Origin of the sequence: Chryseolinea soli (assembly GCF_003589925.1) — a bacterium.
Taxonomy (GTDB): Bacteria; Bacteroidota; Bacteroidia; order Cytophagales; family Cyclobacteriaceae; genus Chryseolinea; species Chryseolinea soli.
Genome location: NZ_CP032382.1, coordinates 4,211,050 through 4,231,980 on the forward strand (window position 1 = coordinate 4,211,050; position 20,931 = coordinate 4,231,980).

At 52.4% G+C, this 20,931-nt stretch carries 10 protein-coding genes; 8 read left to right on the forward strand and 2 right to left on the reverse strand.

Annotated features, from left to right (window positions below):
- The first annotated feature begins 40 nt into the window (after nucleotides 1-40).
- The 8 genes from D4L85_RS18040 to D4L85_RS18075 all read left to right on the forward strand — a co-directional run bounded on the left by D4L85_RS18040 (nucleotide 41) and on the right by D4L85_RS18075 (nucleotide 19,047).
- A complete protein-coding gene (locus D4L85_RS18040; protein ID WP_119755609.1) occupies nucleotides 41-4,201 on the forward strand; it encodes a hybrid sensor histidine kinase/response regulator transcription factor in 4,161 nt (1,386 codons plus the stop codon).
- Nucleotides 4,202-4,462: 261 nt separating this feature from the next.
- Nucleotides 4,463-7,759: a VCBS repeat-containing protein gene (locus tag D4L85_RS18045; RefSeq protein WP_228450523.1), complete on the forward strand. Its 3,297-nt coding sequence runs from the start codon at nucleotides 4,463-4,465 to the stop codon at nucleotides 7,757-7,759.
- 407 nt (nucleotides 7,760-8,166) lie between these two features.
- On the forward strand, nucleotides 8,167-11,340 hold the full coding sequence (locus D4L85_RS18050; protein WP_119758844.1) for a SusC/RagA family TonB-linked outer membrane protein: 3,174 nt from the start codon (nucleotides 8,167-8,169) through the stop codon (nucleotides 11,338-11,340).
- 21 nt (nucleotides 11,341-11,361) lie between these two features.
- On the forward strand, nucleotides 11,362-13,044 hold the full coding sequence (locus D4L85_RS18055; protein ID WP_119755610.1) for a RagB/SusD family nutrient uptake outer membrane protein: 1,683 nt from the start codon (nucleotides 11,362-11,364) through the stop codon (nucleotides 13,042-13,044).
- Between the two features lie 66 nt (nucleotides 13,045-13,110).
- Entirely contained in the window at nucleotides 13,111-14,160 is a 1,050-nt protein-coding gene (locus D4L85_RS18060) for an IPT/TIG domain-containing protein (RefSeq protein ID WP_119755611.1), read from the forward strand.
- 101 nt (nucleotides 14,161-14,261) lie between these two features.
- A complete protein-coding gene (locus tag D4L85_RS18065; RefSeq protein WP_119755612.1) occupies nucleotides 14,262-16,193 on the forward strand; it encodes a T9SS type A sorting domain-containing protein in 1,932 nt (643 codons plus the stop codon).
- A gap of 213 nt (nucleotides 16,194-16,406) precedes the next feature.
- A complete protein-coding gene (locus D4L85_RS18070) occupies nucleotides 16,407-18,164 on the forward strand; it encodes a glycoside hydrolase family 9 protein (RefSeq protein WP_119755613.1) in 1,758 nt (585 codons plus the stop codon).
- 61 nt (nucleotides 18,165-18,225) lie between these two features.
- On the forward strand, nucleotides 18,226-19,047 hold the full coding sequence (locus tag D4L85_RS18075; protein ID WP_228450524.1) for an alpha/beta fold hydrolase: 822 nt from the start codon (nucleotides 18,226-18,228) through the stop codon (nucleotides 19,045-19,047).
- Here D4L85_RS18075 and D4L85_RS18080 read toward each other — a convergent pair.
- Entirely contained in the window at nucleotides 19,040-19,384 is a 345-nt protein-coding gene (locus D4L85_RS18080) for a P-II family nitrogen regulator (protein WP_119755615.1), read from the reverse strand. The genes D4L85_RS18075 and D4L85_RS18080 overlap by 8 nt on opposite strands.
- 59 nt (nucleotides 19,385-19,443) lie before the next feature.
- Nucleotides 19,444-20,772, reverse strand: a complete 1,329-nt coding sequence (locus D4L85_RS18085; RefSeq protein WP_119755616.1) for an ammonium transporter — start codon at nucleotides 20,770-20,772, stop codon at nucleotides 19,444-19,446.
- Nucleotides 20,773-20,931 lie beyond the last annotated feature (159 nt).

The following is a 20,931-nucleotide window of genomic DNA, read 5'->3' on the forward strand; positions in this document are numbered from 1 at the left end:
CGTGATTATCCGAAAGATTTTTCCTACTTTTCTTCCACTTGTGAAGAAGAGACTACACCTGTTCCTGATTCTGTCGATCCTCGTATGCGATTTTGAGGAGATTTGTGCGCAAACGGAGCAATACAAGTTTTCGCACGTCAACGTGAACCAAGGGCTGTCCCACAACCAGATCAAGTGCTTTCTCAAAGACAGCCGCGGTTTTGTGTGGTTTGGCACCCTTTCGGGATTGAATCGCTACGACGGCTACGCCATCAAAGTCTTCCGCAACACTGCGGGCGACACCACCTCCATCCGCAACAGCGATATCAACAAAATGTTTGAGGACCCCGATGGCAGGATCTGGATCGCTACCTGGACCGGCATCGATGTGTATGATCCCGCAACCGAAACCTTTCATCATAACCCCAGCGTCTACCTTAACCGCTTCGGCATTCCCAACGGCACCATCAACGATATTCGCAAAGACAGCCAGGGGAATTTCTGGTTTGTACACAACACCCTGGGGCTTTTCAAATTCCAGGCGACCACCCAAACCCTGACCCCGCTCTTTCACAAAGAAGCCGATACCACCTCGATCGCCACCAATCACATTGCATCCCTGGCCGACGACACCCATGGAAATCTCTGGCTCGTGCACAAGAACGGCATCGTGGAAAGGGCGGACACAAAAACAGGCGCCGTTACGTATCGCAGTTTTGCATTGCACAACTTTCTGAAGAGCGACGACCAGCGATATGTCATCACCGTGGACGCCGACGGCGACGTGTGGATCTTTATGGCCGACAGCAACCGGGGGATCTTTCATTTTGCCAACGACGGGAAAACTTTTGTTCACATCGACGACCGTTCATCGCCGCTGCGATTGAAGACCAGCATTGTGCGGGGCATCGTGCAAGACAACAAGGGGGTGATCTGGGTGGCGACCGATCATGGGGGCATCAACCTGATCCATAAAAAAGAGCAGCAGGTCACCTACCTGTTCACCGATCCCTCCGATGAAAAGAGCCTGAGTCAGAACAGTATCAATACCATGTACAAGGATTACGAGGGTATTATCTGGATTGGCACTTTTAAACAAGGCGTGGACTATTACCACGAAAACATTATCCGCTTCAACCTCTACCGGCATGCTCCCGGCGCGACGAGTTTACCCTTTGATGACATCAACGCATTTGTGAGCGACGAGAAAGGCAACTTGTGGATCGGCACCAACGGCGGCGGCCTCATTTTTTTTGACCGTGAACGAAACCGGTTTACGCAATACCTTCATAACCCCAGCAACCCGCAAAGCATCAGCAACAATGTGATCGTGAGTCTGCGGATGGGGCATGATAAGAAATTATGGATCGGCACCTACTTCGGCGGCCTCAACATGTTCGACGGTGTAAAGTTCACGCGCTACAAACATGATCCCGACAATCCGTCGAGCCTTGCCGATGACAATGTGTGGGAGATTTTGGAAGACCGGCAACATCAACTTTGGATCGGCACATTAAACCAGGGGCTTGAGCGGTTCGATCAACAAACCCAAAAATTCCATCACTACCCGATCGGTGAAAATTCCGTTCACTCCACCTACGTCCCGGCGTTGATGGAGGACAGGGATGGCAATTTGTGGGTGGGCACCGGTTATGGCATCGATGTCATGGAAAAATCTACCGGCAAAATACTGCACTACCTCAATGATGCGAAAGACCCCGGCAGTTTGAGCAACAACAGCGTGCTTTTCCTGCTGCAGGACAGCCGCGGGTTGATTTGGGTTGGAACGCACGGCGGGCTCAATGTTTTCGATGCACGCACCAAAACGTTCAAACATTTTACGGAAGAAGATGGCTTGCCCCATAATTCCATTCTTACATTGGTGGAAGATCGCCAGCGGAATTTGTGGGTGAGCACACCACATGGACTTTCCAATGTTGTCATAGGCTATGACTCCGTCTCGCAGGCCATAAAAATTTCCTGCAAGAACTACGATGAGTCGGATGGATTGCAAGGCCGGCAATTCAATGACAACGCTGTGGGAGAAACCCCACAGGGTGAACTTGTTTTCGGGGGATCGAACGGCTTCAACCTTTTCCGCCCGGATGAGATCGGTGTCAACAAAAACATTCCCAAGGTCATCCTCACCGATTTGCAGATTTTCAACAAAAGCGTGAAGATCGGGGAGACGCTTCACAAGCAAGTGATCCTGGAGCGATCCATCGGCGAGACAGAGACGATCACACTGCCCCACAACGACAATGTATTCTCCCTCGAATTCGTGGCGCTCAACTATTTCCATCCTCAAAAGAGTCAATACAAATACAAGCTGGAAGGCTTCAGCAAAGATTGGCTCACCACCGACGGCACGCAACGCAAAGTGACCTACACCAACCTGGATCCAGGCGACTACACGTTTCTCGTGACAGCATCCAACAACGAGGGTGTCTGGAACGAAAAGCCGGCGCGACTGAAGATCGTCGTGCTGCCGCCCTTCTGGAAAACAAAGACGGCCTTTGTACTCTATGTGTTTATCATCCTGGGCGCGTTGTTGCTTTCGCGTCAGCTCATCCTGGAGCGCGAGCGTATGAAATACCGGATTGAAAAGGAACGGCAGGAAGCGCAACAGCTTCATGAATTGGACATGATGAAGATAAAATTCTTCACCAACGTAAGCCATGAATTCCGAACACCGCTCACGCTCATCCTAACCCCGCTGGAGCGCTTGCTGAAGACCACCAGGGACGACGAGCAACGCGGACAATTTCAACTCATCCACCGCAATGCCCGCCGTTTGCTCAACCTCGTGAATCAACTTCTTGATTTTCGTCGCCTGGAGGTGCAGGAAGTGAAACTGAACAGTTCCGAAGGCGACATCGTGGCGTTTGTGAAAGAAGCGACGCTTTCGTTTTCCGATTTGTCGGAAAAGAAAAATATCGAACTCGCTTTCCATACCGCGGTGCCTTCTTTGGAGACCGTGTTTGATAAAGACAAACTGGAGAAGATCCTGTTCAACCTTTTATCGAACGCCTTCAAATTTACACCCGAGGGGGGCAAGGTGGATGTGGCCATGGCGTTGCGCGTGCAGGAAGACGAGTCGAAATGGATGGAAATAAAAGTGAAGGACACAGGCATTGGCGTGTCGGCCGAAAAACACGAAAAGATCTTCGAGCGGTTTTTCCAAAATGACCTGCCGCGCACGATGGTGAACCAGGGAAGTGGTATTGGACTGTCCATCACGCGGGAGTTTGTGAAAGCCCACAACGGCACCATCACGGTGGAGAGCGCACCAAACGAAGGAAGCTGCTTTACGGTGAGGATCCCCGTCGTTGAGATCTCGGGCGAAGGCGTACAGGATGCTCAGCCGCAATGGGAAGAGACCACACTAAGCCAACCCGCGACGGCGTGGGTTGCCCCCGATAGCCAGTCACCCCAACTCAAAAAACCGGTGCTGCTGTTGGTGGAGGACAACGAGGATTTCCGGTTCTATCTGAAAGACAATTTGAAAGGACAATACCAGATCCTGGAGGCCCGCAACGGCAGCGAAGGCTGGGAAAAAGTTGTGCAGCATCTACCCGACCTGGTGGTGAGCGATGTGATGATGCCGGTGATGAACGGGATCGAGTTGTGCAAGAAGATCAAAAACGATCCCGCTGTTTCACACACGCCCGTCGTGTTGCTGACGGCACGCACCAACGAGGAACAAAAAATGGAAGGCTTCGAGATCGGCGCCGACGACTACGTGACGAAGCCTTTTAACTTCGAAATTCTACAGTCGCGTATCCGCAACCTGATCCATCAGCGGGAATTGTTCCACAAGGAGTTTCGCAAGCAGATCGAGGTCAAGGCCACCGACATCAACATCACCTCGCTGGACGAGAAACTGATCAAGAATGCCATCAAGGCGGTGGAAGATCAATTGGAGAACCCCGACTTTTCCGTGGAGGACCTGAGTCGCGAGCTGGGGATGAGCCGGGTGCACCTGTATAAAAAGCTGTTGGCCCTTACGGGAAAAGCGCCCCTGGAGTTTATCCGCACCATTCGCCTGCAACGGTCGGCGCAACTGCTGGAGAAAAGCCAGCTCACCATTTCGGAGGTGGCCTATAAGGTGGGCTTCAACAGCCCGAAGTATTTTGCCAAATATTTCAAGGACGAGTTCGGGATGCTTCCGTCCGCTTACGTAGCCACAAAAAAGAATGGTCCGGCGCCCGCGGCAGGCTGACTTAACATTTGCAACCCTATGGGTTAACGTTCTGCGCTGTGAAATTTTGGGTCACGCAACATTTCAAACCCATATTGTTACGATTTGATAACCGTGCCGGGAGGGGCCGGCGTGTAGCTTTGAAGAAATTTACCTCGGAGCCACCATCATGCCGGTCGACAATCACAAGAAGAAACTTTCCCGCTTCATGCTCGTCCTCGAGATTATTCTCTATATATTTATTGCTTCCGCCATGGCCTATGCCATTGTAACCTAGGGGACTTGGCGTACCGCTTCATGACCAGCATGCGAACCTACATCGTCCTTGCCGCGGCACTCTCCGGGTTGCTTTCCTGTAGCAAGCCTGCTTCCGAAACCAAGAAGACCCTTTTCCAGAAGCTGGAACCGGAACAAACCGGTGTCTCATTCTCCAACCTGAACCATGAAGGGGAGGGGCAACACATTCTCGCCTACGAATATTTTTATAACGGGGGCGGCGTAGCCGTGGGCGATATTAACAACGATGGATATGTCGACTTGTATTTCTCATCCAATCAAGGAGAAAACAAACTTTACCTGAACAAAGGGAATTTCACCTTCGAAGACATCACCGAAAAAGCCGGCGTGACAGCCAAAAGCGGTTGGAAGACCGGCGTAGCCATGGTGGATATCAACGCCGACGGATACCTGGATATTTATGTGTGTCGTTCCGGACCGCAGCATGAAATGCTCCGGCAAAATGCGCTGTACATCAACAACGGGAACCTCACCTTCACCAACAAAGCCAAGGAATTCGGTCTGGACGATAACTCCTATTCAACCCAGGCCGCCTTCCTGGATTACGATCGCGACGGAGACCTCGACATGTTTCTGCTCAATCACTCGCGGCTCACCATCTCCAATTCGTACGACATCACCCAGCGCTACAAGACCACACGCGTGCCGTATGTAGGGAACAAGTTATTTCGCAACGACAACCAAAAGTTTGTCGATGTGAGCGATGTGATGGGGATCTATGGCCCCGCCTCTAACTATGGATTGGGCATTGTGTATGGGGACTTGAACGCCGATGGCTGGCCCGATCTCTACACTTCAAACGACTACACCGAAAAAGACAACGTGCTTTTGAACGACCACGGCCGTTTCTTCAACGAAGTGAGCGACAGCCTGCTCACCCACATGTCGCAATTTTCCATGGGCGTAGACATGGCCGATGTGAACAACGACGGCCGCCTCGACCTGGTCACGCTGGACATGTTGCCCGACAACAATCAACGCCAAAAGGAATTCTTTTGGCCCGATCGCTACGACGTCTACGCCGCCATGGTGAAAAGCGGGCGACACCATCAGTACATGCGCAACATGCTGCACCTCAACAACGGTGACGGTACGTTTTCCGAGATCGGGCAACTGGCCGGCATCTCCAATACCGACTGGAGCTGGTCGGCGCTCATTGCCGACTATGACAACGACGGGTGGCAGGACTTGTTTATCTCCAATGGCTTCAAACGCAATTTCACCAGCAACGATTTTCTTCGCTACAAGATCGATCTGGCCATCAAAGCACAGAAAGGACAACGCGATGCCACGTTGCAAGATGTGCTCAATAAAATGCCCTCGAGCAAGGAGCACAATTACATGTTCCATAATACGAACGGAATCCAATTTGAGGACCTGAGCGACGCCTGGGGCTTTGCACCAAAAAATCTGACCAACGGAACTGCTTATGCCGATCTCGACAACGACGGTGATCTGGATCTGGTGATGAATAACCTCGATGAAACGGCCGGCATCTACCGCAACGATGCGGGCAGTACCCTGCAAAATCATTATCTCAACATTCGCTTGCAGGGAAACGACAAGAACACCGCAGGGTTGGGTAGCACCGTGACGGTGTTTGCCGGAGGCCAAACCTTGAAACGAACGATGTGTCCTTATCGTGGCTTTCAGTCCTCGGTGGAGCCGATGTTGTTTTTTGGATTGGGCAAGCTGTCAACGATCGATTCACTCGTGGTGGACTGGCCGAAGGGAGAACAGCAAAAGTTAACAAACGTGACGGCCGACCGCGTGTTGGTGTTGCAACAAAAGGATGCCGCCGTGCAAGAAGAAGAAAAAAAGATCTCAACGCCAGCATGGTTCACGAAGGTTGAAAATGCCATTCCCTTCCGGCACAAGGAGAATGACTACATCGATTTTAAAGTGCAATCCCTGCTGCCCCGCATGTATTCAACGGAAGGACCGGCATTGGCTTCCGCCGATATTAATGGCGACGGCCTGGCCGATGTATTTGCAGGGGGAGCAAAAGGACAACGCAGCGCCGTCTTTCTTCAGCACAAGGACGGAACCTTTGCAGCGAAATCACAAACCTGGAAGGATGACCAATCTGAAAATACAGATGCTGTTTTCTTCGACATGGACAACGATGGCGACCAGGACCTCTATGTTGTGAGCGGCGGCTATGAATATGATACTACCGACGTCGCCCTAGGCGATCATCTGTATCGGAATGATGGAAAAGGAAATTTCAAAGATGTAGCCTTGCCACGGATGCTCAACAGCGGTTCTTGCGCCAGGCCTGCCGACATTGACCACGACGGCGATCTCGACCTGTTTGTAGGAGGAAGAATAATTCCAGGCCGTTATCCCGAAGCTCCACGCAGCTATGTATTGTTGAATGACGGCAAAGGAAATTTTTCCGAGCACACCCCAACGATAGCACCCGACCTCATCCGCCCGGGCATGGTAACGGACGCAACATGGCTGGATGTGAACCGCGATGAGTGGGCAGACCTTATTGTAGTAGGGGAGTGGATGCCGGTGAAGGTGTATCTGAATGACAAAGGAAAACTGAAAGACCAGTCAGCGCTCTATATTAAAGAGAAAACCGAAGGCTGGTGGAATCGCATCCTGATGGAAGACCTCGATGGTGACGGTGACAAAGACCTGGTGATTGGAAATTTTGGAATGAACAATCAATTCAAAGCCACTCCGGGACAACCGGTCTCGTTGTTTGCTTTGGATCTCGATAACAACGGCTCCATCGACCCGCTGATGAGCTATTTCATCGGTGGAAAATCCTATCCCATGCCCACGCGTGATGAATTGACCGATCAGGTGCCATCCTTCAAAAAGAAATTCCCCGACTATGGCCGGTACACGCAGGCCACGCTTCAAACCATGCTCACACCGGAAGATTTGAAGAAAGGGCAGATGTTTGAGGCCGTCACTTTCGAAACCAGTTGGTTTGAAAACACGGGCGCAGGCTTCGTGAGGCGATCACTGCCCATCCAAATTCAATTTGCTCCCGTACTGGCCCTGGCCTTTCTGGATGTTAACGGCGACGGCCACGGCGATCTCGTGACCGGCGGCAACCTTTCGCGCACGCGGTCGCGTTTTGGCAAAGCGACTGGAAATTTTGGTACCGCATTGTTGGGCGATGGCCACGGCCATTTCCGCGCAGCCGACCCGTTAGAAACCGGCCTTTGCCTTCGCGGCGATGCCCGCCGCATGATCCTCCTGGATGGTAAAACCCTGCTCGTGGGAATGAACAACGACTTCCCCCAAGTCTATAAACATTGAGTTTGGATTGTTATTGACCACAGGTTTAGGATGACTCCTGAACGCCTTTTTTCTGCCCGCTCCGGGCTTTTCGCCGTGCGGCGTTAACAAATTACCCTGTCTCCTGAAACATTTCATCCCCCCGGTTAACGCCACGGGAAGTAATCCGCAACATTTTCATACCCTCCTCCGCGCCTTTACGGCCCAAATTTGTCATGACGAATTTCAATCGTTTGTGAAATCGAAAGAAATCAAAACGGTTGGTCTGCTAAAGAACGGTACCTGGGTTAGGTATGATTCGGGCGTTGCCGGGGAGGCTGGCTGATAGAAACGGCCTCCTTCCGGCAACCCTCGCGGCGGGCGCGATTCTGAACAAATGCGGTTTACCCAACAAACTATACTCTATCCACTAAACCAAATCTATGATTATGAAAGAAGTCTACCGAAGCTTTTTCAAGAGGGCTTCCGTGTTTTTGTTGCTGCTGACGAGCGTGGCCGCCTATGGCCAGCACCTCGTCACGGGAACAATCAAGGACCCCGCGGGCAATGGTATGCCCGGTGTGAACGTGCTCATCAAGGGCACCGGCAATGGGACCACGACCACCATTGACGGAAACTATACCCTGGAGGCAAACGATGAAGATGTGCTCGTCATCTCCTTCATCGGCTACAAATCGCAGGAGATCAGGGTGGGCAACCAAACCCGCATCGATGCCGACATGCGGGAAGATGTGTCCACGCTCCAGGAAGTGGTTGTCGTGGGATACGGTGAAATGAAACGCACGGATCTTTCGGGAGCCCAAACGTCTGTGGGTTCCGATCAAATTGCAAAAACCATCAACACCACCATCGAACAGGCCATCCAAGGCCGGGCCGCGGGTGTGTATGTAACGCAAAACACCGGCCAGCCCGGGGGTGGCATCTCGGTGAACATCCGCGGTGTGAATACCATCACCGGATCGAACGAGCCGTTGTATGTGGTGGACGGCGTGCAGATCCAACCGGCCACGCTGAGCTATGGGGCTACGAGTTCCGCGAACGTCCTGGCGGGGATCAACCCTTCCGATATTTCCAACATTGAAATTCTGCAAGGCCCTTCGGCCACCGCCATCTATGGATCGCGGGGTACGAACGGCGTGGTGCTCATCAGTACCAAGCGTGGCAAGGCTGGTGACATGAAAGTGAACTATGGGTTCACCTACAGTTTGCAAGAAAAACCGAAGAACCTGGCCGTGATGACGCTGCCACAGTTTGCCGAAATGACAAACGAGATCCGCGCCATCACCGGTGGCACACCGCCGCCGGAATTTGGCAATCCTTCGTTGTTGGGTCCCGGCACCAATTGGCAAGATGCGCTTTTCAAAACCGCGCCACTCACCAAACACCAGCTAAGCCTTAGCGGCGGAAGCGAAAAAACCACCTTCTATTTATCCGGCGAACATTTCGACCAGGAAGGTGTAGCCCTCGGTTCGAGCTTTGCCCGTTCCAGCATTCGCCTCAATATGGACAACCAGACCCGTAAATGGTTGAAGATCGGTGCAAACCTGAGTGTGAACCAAACCAAGGAAAAGATCACCGCCACGCAGGAGAACACCATTCTCAATGCGCTTCAACTGGCGCCGAACATTCCGGTGAAAAATCCCGACGGAACATGGGGTGGTGCCAACAGCGTCAACGGAAGCAGCGTGCAGTTCACGCCCCTCAACCCCGTGGCAATCTCCAGCCTGATCCAGAACAAACAGAAAAAATTTCAGGTTTTGGGTGGTGTCAATGTGGACGTGACCTTGCTGAAGGGATTGGTTTTCCGCACTTCCCTCAATGGTAACCTCGGCTTCAACCGCACCGACTACTTCATACCCACCTATAGGCTAGGCGACAAGACCAACGATGTGGCCAGCCTCACCTCCGGAAGCAGCGACAATACCTACTGGAACTGGAACCAGATGCTCCAATACAATACGCGCATCGGAAAACATGACCTGGGTGTCATGGCCAGCCACGAATCGCAGGAATCGCATTGGGAAAATGTGAGTGGCTCCAAAAGAGGCTTTGTGACCAACACCGTGCCCGACCTGAACGTGGGCAACACACAAGGTGCGACAACCTCGGGTGGACAATCTCCCTGGGCGATGGAATCATACTTCGGACGTTTGAACTATACCTTTAATGACAAGTACATCGTGCAAGGTTCGATCCGCGCCGATGGCTCGGTCAATTTTGGTCCCGACAACAAATGGGGATACTTCCCTTCCGTGTCCGCTGCCTGGAGAGTGACACAAGAACCCTTCATGCAAAACGTGTCCTTTATCAACGAATTGAAATTGAGAGTCGAGACCGGCGTGACGGGTAACCAGGGAGGTACCTCGTACTATGGACCGCTGGCCAGTGTGTCCACCCCTTGGGGCACAGGCTTTCCGTTGTCCCGCTATCCGAACGCTGCGCTGCAGTGGGAAGAGACGCATACAAACAACATCGGCTTCAACCTGAACCTATTCCAAAACCGCATTCAATTGGAAGGTGACTTCTACGTAAAGAAAACCAGCAACCTCCTGATGACAAGTCCGCTTCCCGACTACATGGGCGTGAGCGCGGAAGGATCGATCGGTCCCCCGCAAGTAAACGTAGGGTCGCTCGAGAACAGAGGCTGGGGATTCACTTTGAATACCGTGAACATCGATCGCGGTGGTTTTGTCTGGCGAAGCAATTTCAACGTGTCGGGTTTCAAGACCGAAATGACACAGCTTTATTCAGCCAACGCATTCTTTGATCGCACAGCGTGGTTCATCGGTGATACAGGCTCCGGCAACAACTGGACGCAACGTTCGGCCGTGGGCCAGGCACCCTGGTTGTTCCGCGGATATTTGTATGACGGCATCTTTCAATCCGTGGACCAGATCAACAACAGCGCCATCCCCGTCAAGGTCAATGGCGATCGTCAGGATGTGGCGCCCGGTGGAGTTTGGGTGGGCGACATCAAATACAAAGACCTGAACGGCGACAACAAGATCGACGAAAAGGACATCACCAACATTGGTAACCCCTGGCCTAAAGCAACCTTCGGCTTTACCAACACATTTACGTACCTGGGCTTTGATTTGAATATCTTGTTGACGGCCTCCTATGGCAACGACATCTACAATTTTCTCCGGTTCAGCAACACGAACCCCAACAACATCAACCTCGGCCGGAATTTGATGGCAGAAACGTTCAACTATGCCCGCGTAGAGGGCAGCGGTTCGGAAACACACTTGACCAATCCCGGTACCGACATTCCCCGTATCGTGACGCCCGACGTGAACGGCAACGGTTTGCGTTTTACAGACAAGTTTGTGGAAGACGGATCCTACATCCGCATCAAGAACATTACGCTTGGCTACAGCATTCCCAAGACCCTCATCGGAAAACAGAATGTCGTGCAAGGCGTGCGACTCGCCGTGGGTGTACAAAACCTGTATACGTTCACCAAGTACAAAGGCTATGATCCGGAAGTGGGTGCCTATGTAGGACGCGATTCTCAATCCACGAATCAATCCATCGGCGTGGATTTTGGAAGATACCCGATGACACCGGTGTATACGTTCAACCTGGCCGTTGATTTTTAAGTCACAAAAAAAGCAAGAGCAATGAAAACATTAAAACATATCAAAATCAAAATCTGCCTCGCTGTCCTGCTTTTGGTTGGACTGTTTGCTGGCTGCAGCAGCGATTTTCTGGATCAGCCGCCTCAGGATACGATCCTCGATGTAAACTTCTACAAAACATCCGAACAGGTGTTGGCGGGTAGCGGGCCCCTGTATGGCGTTGTTTGGTTTGCCTACAACGACAAAGCTTCGCACGGTATCGGCGATGGAAGAGGTGGCGTGCTCACGTCGGGCTCTTATCAATTGGAAAACGTAGAGTTCAAAACCACCAGCGTTACCGCGGAGAATTTGAGTGCATGGCGTGCGTTCTACAACATTGTAGGGCAATCCAACACACTCATCACCAACCTGCGCAAATATGCGGGAGAAGAAGTACCACAGAATATCGTCGAACACGCCATCGCCGAAGCCCGCTTCATGCGCGGCATGGCCTACATGTTCCTGGTGCAGAACTGGGGTGAGGTGCCGATCATCACCGACAACACCGCGTTGCTGCAGGACACGACGATCACGCGCAATACCGTGCCGTCCATTTGGGAATTTATTACCCGTGACATTCGCTATGGGACGACGCATTTGCCTGAAACACCCATCATGAAGGGAAGACTCACCAAATATTCCGCCGAAGGCATGCTGGCCAAAGTTTACCTGACGCGCGCTGGCGTGGGCAAAAGCCTGACCCGCGACGCCGTGTTCCTGGACAGCGCCCGCATCCTGGCCAAAGACGTGATCGAGAACAGCAGTGCTTCGCTGATGACGGACTATGAAGAACTGTTCAAGACCAAGAACAACAACAACCAGGAAACCTTGTTCGCTTTGCAATGGGTATACAACGGTGCAGACTGGGGCTCACAGAACAGCGTGCAGGCCTTCCTCGCCTTCGGTTCCAGCATCACCGGCTTTGCCGATGGATGGGGTGGCGACATCGGCGCCTCGCTGTACTTGCTGAACAAGTATGATGGTTTGATCGACAACGGCAACACGCCCGACGCGCGCCGCAAAGCTACGTTTATGTTCCCCGGCGATCACTACACCTACATCCACCAACAGGTGATCGATCCGAACACCGGCAATCCTATAACACAGGAGTTGCGTGTTCCGCTCGGAGGCAGCGGCTACAACAATCGTGCATGGGTGAAGAAATATGTAGTGGGGCGCCCGGAAGACAACGACGGAAAAGTTTCTCAACAACATACCGAGAACTGCACCTACATGATGCGTCTTGCCGAAGTATACCTGATCTATGCCGAGGCGATATTGGGCGATGCGGCATCGACCTCCGATGCTGAAGCGTTGAAATACTATAACCGCGTGCGCCTTCGCGCGAACGTTGCGACCAAGAGTGTCATCACGTGGCAAGACATCTTTGACGAACGCCATTTAGAGTTCGCCATGGAGGGACAGCTTTGGTATGATTTCGTTCGCCTGCACTACTATAATCCTCAAAAGGCTTACGACATCCTGAGTACGCAAGACCGTGGCTTCTACCGGATCACACCGGATAAGATCCCCGACCCGACCAAGTGGACCATCGCGGTCGATCCCGATGATCAATCCCGGAACTTCCCCGTTGACGACGGTAACTTTAAAATACCGTTGCCTTCCACCGAAGTGTTGCGGGCTCCGAACCTGTCGAAGACACCCGTTCCTTATGTTTTTAACTGATCGACAAAAACGCTGGACAGGGCCTGAGAAAATGAAAGGCCTTGCCTCAGCCTAAAAAATAAACTTATGGATATACAGAAAAAAATAACGCGAAAAGTATTGACGGCGATGAGCCTGTTGATCGTTGTGGCGTCATTGTTTGTGGCGTGTAACGACGACGATCAAGGCGGCACCCCGGCCCTGGAGCGTGTAAGTTTGGTGGCCAAGGACTCCACCACGCAAAGCGGAAGGAGAGGGACCACGTATGTGATCTATGGCAACAACCTGGCCACGACCAGAGAGGTGTATTTCAACGAATCGCTGGCGCCGCTGAACGTCACGCTGGTGCGCAACGATAACATCATCATCCGGATCCCCGACAACGCCCCGTTTGCCAACGTGCCCAACAAGATCAGGGTGGTTACTGAATTCGGGCAAGCCGAACTGGACTTTGTCATCCAACAACCCGGACCGTCCATCGCCAGCTTTGACCCCGCCTTCATTGGCGCCGGTGGCATTGTGACCATCAAGGGCGAGTTCTTTGAAAACCTGCAAAGCGTCCGTTTCGATGATGCGGAAGCGGAGGTTGTATCGGCGAGCGGAAAAGAAATTGAAGTGAAAGTTCCAGACGGCGTGACGTCGGCTTACTTGTACGTGACTACCTCGGCAGGCACCGTGAAGTCATCGTCGGCTTTTGGCTTCAAGTTCGTGATCTACGACGAGGATCTGGTGGCCACCTGGCAGAAATGGGGTGGATGGAGCAGCACCACCGATTGGACAAGCACACAGCAAGCCAAGCGCGGCGACAAATCCATGAAGATCACCTACGATGGTGCCTGGGGTGGTTCACAATCACATCCGTCAAACACGTTTGTGTTGGTCAATAACTACACCGCAGTGAAGTTGTCGATTTTTGGAGGCGCGGGGACAACCGGCAAGAGTGTGATGTTGTTTATCAAAGACAACGATGGTGTCGTGGGCACTCAAAAATCGTTGGCCATCCAGGAGGGTGTGTGGACAGACTTTACCATCCCGCTCTCGGAACTGGGCAGCCCGTCGACCATCAATGAATTTGTTTTCCAGGATCAGGGCGGTGCTCCTTACGTGATCTTTATCGATGATATCGGATTATTGTAAACATTATAAAGCATTTTGATCTTATACCGGTGGTGCGTCTGTAACGATGTGCCACCGGATTTTTTACACCGGCATCCTTTGCCGTCAACCAACTCTTTTACATGCGGAGACTTTACGCTACCCTTTTTTTTGTCAGCCTCCTGTCCGTGCCGGTCATGGCCCAGGACACGCAAGGTTTTTTCCTGGACGACGCCACCGATAAGGATGCCGTCATACCTTCCTTTGTTGAATTTGATAAACCTGCAAAACCCTCTACGGCTACGGTGTCGGTGGATGTCTCCAATGTGGTGGCACCGGTATCGAAATATATCTACGGAAACAACGCCAACATCTACATGACTCAAATGGTAGATCAACCCGCGTTGCTGGGCTACATCAAGACCCTATCGCCAAATGTCCTTCGCTTTCCCGGTGGAAATATCAGCAGTGTTTATTTTTGGAATGCGCAAAACGCTTCACAGCTTCCGGCCGATGTACCCACAACGCTGGTCAATGCCGATGGCACCACCGGCGATCCGAATCCTTATTGGTTTGGGAAGAATGCTGAAAGCTGGACCATGTCGCTCGATAACTATTACGAAATGCTGAAGCAAACAAAAAGCACCGGCATCATCACCGTGAACTACAGTTATGCGCGCTACAGCACCGCCGAAAATCCGGTTGCCGCCGCCGCGCATCTCGCCGCCGACTGGGTGCGCTACGACAACGGTCGCACCAAATTCTGGGAGCTCGGAAACGAAAACTATGGGACCTGGCAGGCCGGCTACCGCATCAAGACCGCCGACAACAAAGACGGCCAACCCGAGATCATGACGGGTGAGATCTATGGCAAACACTTCAAAGTATTTGCCGACTCCATGCGTAAGGCCGCCACGGAGCTTGGCGTGGAAATTCACATCGGCGCCCAGTTATTTGAAACACCACCGGCCAGTTGGTCCGGTGACATTGAACGGAATTGGAATACAGGCGTGTTGTCCAACGCGACATCGTCGCCCGATTTTTATATCGCCCACAGCTACTTCACCCCCTACGACACGGACTCCAAAGCTGCCGACATTCTCAGCACCGCGTTGACGGTTCCCACAGACATCATGAGCTTTCTGAAGAAAACCATATCCGATGCCGGCCAACCGATCAAACCCATCGCGCTCACGGAGTGGAACATCTTTGCCGTGCACTCCAAACAAATGGTATCCTACATCAGCGGCGTGCATGCGACGATGGTTTTGGGTGAGCTGATAAAAAACAAATTCGGCATGGCCAGCCGCTGGGATCTGGCCAATGGATGGAGCAACGGCGATGATCACGGCATGTTCAACAACGGCGATGAGCCCGGGGGCATTCCCAAATGGAATCCACGCGCCATCTATTACTACATGTATTACTTCCAAAAATACTTTGGCGATAACATGGTGAGTACAACGGTGTCGGGTAGTTCGGATGTGGTGGCCTATGCTTCTTCATTTCATTCCGGAGAGTCGGGAGTGGTCATCGTAAACAAAGGCACCTCCGAGCAAACCGTAAGTGTAAACCTGCAACACTTTGGCTATGGCAACCGGTTCTATACCTACACGTTGACCGGCGGCACCGACAATGGCGAATTCTCGCTAAAGGTCTCTGTCAATGGCCAGGCACCGGCGTTTTCATCCGGTGGACCGGCAAATGTGGAAAGCATCAAAGCCCGCTCGGCGCTTGTTGGCAGTGGGGTAAAGGTGACGGCTCCACCCAGGTCAGTAGTGTACGTCTTGGTCGAGAACGGCGAGAACATCATCACGCCCGTAGAAAAGGAACAACCCGTTCAGAAAATGAAGGTCTATCCCAATCCTGCTACCGAGAATTTCAGACTGGATTTGCCGACTGCCGGATTTGACAAAATGGAGTTGCTGGACACCACCGGTAAAACCGCTTTTAGAGCAGCCATCGATCCATCCCAAACCTCTGCAGAATTTCATGCCCATCTTCCAGCAGGACTGTACTTCATTCGGGTCTCGGGCTCCAAAATGATTTTGCTGGATAAATTAATGACACAATAATTTAGCGTTACTTTACGTCAGGGCCTGTTGGGCTTTCCGGCAAGCTCGTCATTCCGCAGGCACGCGTTTCGTCGAGCTTCGCATGTGGCCCAAGGAATCCCGCGGATAGCGCACTAAATCTGTGTGGTGATGTATTTCAATCGGGCGTGCGACTATCGGTGTTTGTCAGTGTTCGTTTTAGTTCGTGTGCGACAAAGTACAAAACTGAATTCTATGTCATTTAAAAAAGGCATCCTTGTCACCGTCTTGTTTCTCCATGCTACCTGCGCGGGCAAAGCACAGGATGGACTTTCCACGGATATTCGACTTAACCAAACAGGCTTTTACCCCGCAAGCCAGAAAGTAGCCGTGATTACCGCAGAAAGCCCTACTGAATTTTATATCGAAACCGTAGGCGAAAAGAAAAAAGTATGGGAAGGAAAACTGAGCGATTATCGCACGGTGACGTTCAGCAATAAAAAGACACGCATCGCCGACTTCACTTCGTTTCAAAACGAAGGCACCTATCGTCTTGTCATAAAAGGATTGGGATACTCCTATCCCTTCGCCATCCAAAACAACGTTCACGAAGCCGTGGCAAAAGGCTCCATAAAAGCGTTTTACTTTATGCGGGCCTCCACTGCGCTCTCCAAAACCTATGCAGACAAGTGGGCCCGCACGGCCGGACATCCGGACACAAAAGTTTTGGTGCATCCCTCTGCTGCATCGACGCAACGAAAAGCCGGCACGGTCATTTCATCACCACGCGGCTGGTATGATGCAGGAGACTACAATAAATATGTCGTGAACAGCGGCATCACCACCGGAACATTGCTTTCGTTGTATGAAGACTTTCCTCAATACATGAACGCGGCTTCCTGGAATATTCCCGAAAGTAAAAACGCCATACCCGATCTCCTGGACGAAGTATTGTGGAACCTCCGCTGGATGCTCACCATGCAAGATCCCAACGACGGGGGAGTATATCACAAATGCACCAATGCAAAATTCGACGGGATGGTGATGCCCGAAGTAACGAAGGACCCCCGGTATGTCGTACAAAAAAGTACAGCCGCCGCGCTGGATTTGGCTGCGGTCACAGCGCAGGCATCGCGCGTGTACAGAAAATTCGACAAGGAGTTCCCGGGCTTGGCCGACTCTTGTCTGAAAGCATCCATCAACGCGTGGCAATGGGCCGTGAAAAATCCGGATGTGTTGTATGACCAGAACAAGCTCAATGCCTCCTTCGAACCGAAGATCACCACAGGAGCCTATGGCGACCGCGACGTGAAAGACGAATGGATGTGGGCCGCAGCCGAATTATATCTCACCACACACGAAGAAATTTACTACAATGCTGTGACCATGCTTCCGGATGAAAAGATGCCCTTGCCGTCGTGGCCGCAAGTGCGACTGTTGGGATACTATTCACTGGCCCGCTTTTCTGATGCCTTGACCGGGAAAGCAAAGGAAGATTTCCCCGAGATCAAAAAACGATTGTTACAAACCGGCGACGATCTTATTCGACAAGTGGACACACAGCCTTATCAAACCGTGATGGGGCAGACCGCAAAAGATTTTATTTGGGGCAGCAACTCCGTGGCGGCCAATCAAGGGATATTGCTGCTGCAATGCTATCGTCTTACAAAGGATAAAAAATATGTGTCGTACGCCCTGACCAACCTGGATTACCTCCTGGGACGGAACGCCACAGGCTATTCCTTTGTCACCGGCTTTGGTTCGAAAACCCCCATGCACCCACACCACCGCCCATCCGAAGCCGACGGCATTGTGGAACCGATACCCGGACTGTTGGCCGGCGGACCCAATCCCTCGATGCAGGACAAGTGTCAATACTCCAGCGCCCTGCCGGACGAGGCCTATGTAGATGATGTGTGTTCGTATGCCTCAAATGAAATTGCCATCAACTGGAATGCGCCGTTGGTGTACCTCGCCTTTGGCATAGAAGCGTTGGCAGGCGAGGGGCGGTGAACCTAAAGATTCGCGAAAGGAGCAAAGAAATTGTATTTTAGGGACAACCTAAATACCCTCTATGCGCAAGCTTGTTTATCTCCTTTTACTTTTGACCCTATCGATGCCCACGATTGCAACGGAGCGAGCTTCGAAACCATCATCCAATCCTTCCGACTCATTACTATTTTTCACCGCTGCCGACGGCGTAAAGATCCACTACGACGTGAAAGGCGAAGGCAAAGCCGTAGTACTCGTCCACGGATTCATCGTGGACGGTGAATCATGGAAACGCACGGCACTGTACAACGATCTCCTGACAAACGGATTCAAAGTGATCACCCTGGACCAACGCGGCAACGGCAAGTCCGACAAACCCCACACCGCAGAAGCCTATGCCAACGATGCAGAAGCACGCGACATCATGGGCCTGGTTTCATTCTTAAAGATCAAATCGTATGACGTGGTGGGTTACTCGCGGGGAGCCATCATCACCGCCCGGTTGCTGGTGTTGGATAAACGCGTAGACCACGCCGTGCTCGGTGGGATGGGCGACGACTTCACAAACCCCGAGTGGCCTCGAAGAATTATGTTCTACAAAGCCCTTAGCGGAGAACCCGTGAAAGAATTGGAAGCCGTGGTGAAACGCATACAAGACACCGGTCTCGATCAACAAGCCCTGGCGATGATGCAAAAAGAACAGCCTTCCACCAGCAAAGAAGCATTGGGAAAAATAAAGAAACCGGTGTTGGTGCTTTGCGGCGACAAAGATTCGGATAATGGATCGGCCGGCAAGTTGGCTGCCTTGATCCCGAAAGCAACGTTTCATACGGTGCCCGGCGATCATGGCGGAGCATCCTCCACCAAAGAATTCTCCAGCGAAGTATTGAACTTCTTTAAATAGCGTCAGGCCCGCGTTCGCCGGTGCGCAGACGGATCACTTCTTCCAGCGGCGTGATAAAGATCTTGCCGCTACCGATCAGCCCACCGTCGTTGGCCTTGGTGGCGCTGATGATGGCGTTGCACGTGACGTCTACGAACTCGTTGTTGACGGCAATTTCCAGACGGATGTTGGGCACCAGGTTGGGGATCACCACCTGGCCGCGATAGATCTCTTCTGTTTTGCTGCGGCCGTGACCCGAAACGTGGCTCACCGTGATGCGCGTGATGCCGGCATCGATCAGGGCCTCGCGCACCTGGTCGAGTTGATTTTCGCGAATGATTGCTATAATGAGTTTCATTGGATATTTCAATTTAGTAAAGCGCCGGGTGGTATGCCCAACTTTTTTGCGTGAATGAATTAGCTGGGATTCGTCATGCCGTATCCTCTTTCACCGTGGTAGTAGTTATCCAACCCACGCATCTCGGCTTCGGCGTTGGCGCGCAGCGGGATGATCTTGTTCAATACCACCAGGATGACCCACGTCCCTACGCCTGCATAAACAATGGCAATACCCACCGCCGATGCCTGCACACCCAATTGTTGCCACACGGTCCAGCCGCCTGCAGCAGTGGCCGCTTCGGCCATCCATGTATCGCGGATGAAGAACGTAAGGAAAATAGCGCCTACAATTCCGCCCACACCGTGGATCCCAAAAGCATCCAGTGTGTCGTCATAGCCCAATTTGTTTTTGAGGATAATGGCCAGGTAGCAGATCACCGTCGCCAGTGCTCCCAGCGCTAAAGCGCCAACCGGTTTCACCACGCCTGCGGCAGGCGTAATGGCTACAAGGCCTGCGAGAATACCACTCACAAATCCCACCGCCGTGGCTTTGCCTTGATGGAATCCTTCGATGATGATCCACGTGAGGGCACCGGCCGCTGCTGCCACTTGGGTAGCTGTCAAGGCCTGTGCGGTGCTCAGTCCGCTGGAGATACTGCTGCCGGCGTTGAAACCGAACCATCCAACCCAAAGCAACCCTGCACCGATCATGGTCATCACCAGGTTGTTCGGACGCATGGGAAGATGGGGGAACGACTTGCGTCCACCCAGATAGATCGCGGCCACCAGCCCGCTCACACCGGCGGAGATGTGTACCACTGTGCCACCGGCAAAATCGATCGCGCCTTTAGCACCCAGGTTGAACAAGAATCCGTCTGCTGCCCAAACCCAGTGGCAAAGGGGATTGTAAATAAGAATGCCCCACAAGGCAATGAAGAAACAATAGGATTTGAAGGAAACCCGTTCGGCAAACGCGCCCGCGATCAATGCGGGTGTGATGATGGCGAACTTGGCCTGGAACATGGAAAATACATATTCCGGAACTCCGGCGGACATTACTTTGTCGTCGATGCCGCCAAGAAAGAAATAGTCGTCGCTCCACCCAAACCAGCCACCGAGTACGCTGGGGCCAAAGGCCATGCTATAACCACAGGCCACCCACAAAACGGTCATGATGCCCATGGCAGCAAAACTGTGCATCATAGTGCCCAGCACATTCTTGGTTCGTACGAGGCCGCCGTAGAACATGGCCAGGCCGGGAACCATGAGAAGCACCAGCGCGGCGGAGGTCAGCATCCAGGCCGTGGCACCGGAATCGATGACCGGCGCATCGGCAGCCCACAAATGGGCAGCAGGGAAAAGCGTGAAGGCCAGGAGCAAAAGGAGGAAGCGTGTAGTAATTTTCATTTAAGGCGAATTGGTAGTCTGGTTATATAAACTGAGACAAGCATCGCTTAACTTGGAGGGCTCTCCGTCGAAACGAAGAAAAGCCGTTCAGGTATGGCACGAGCTGCCTAAATTTAGAGGGCAAAATAAAGTAGTTTGGATCGATCTACAAAATCAAGG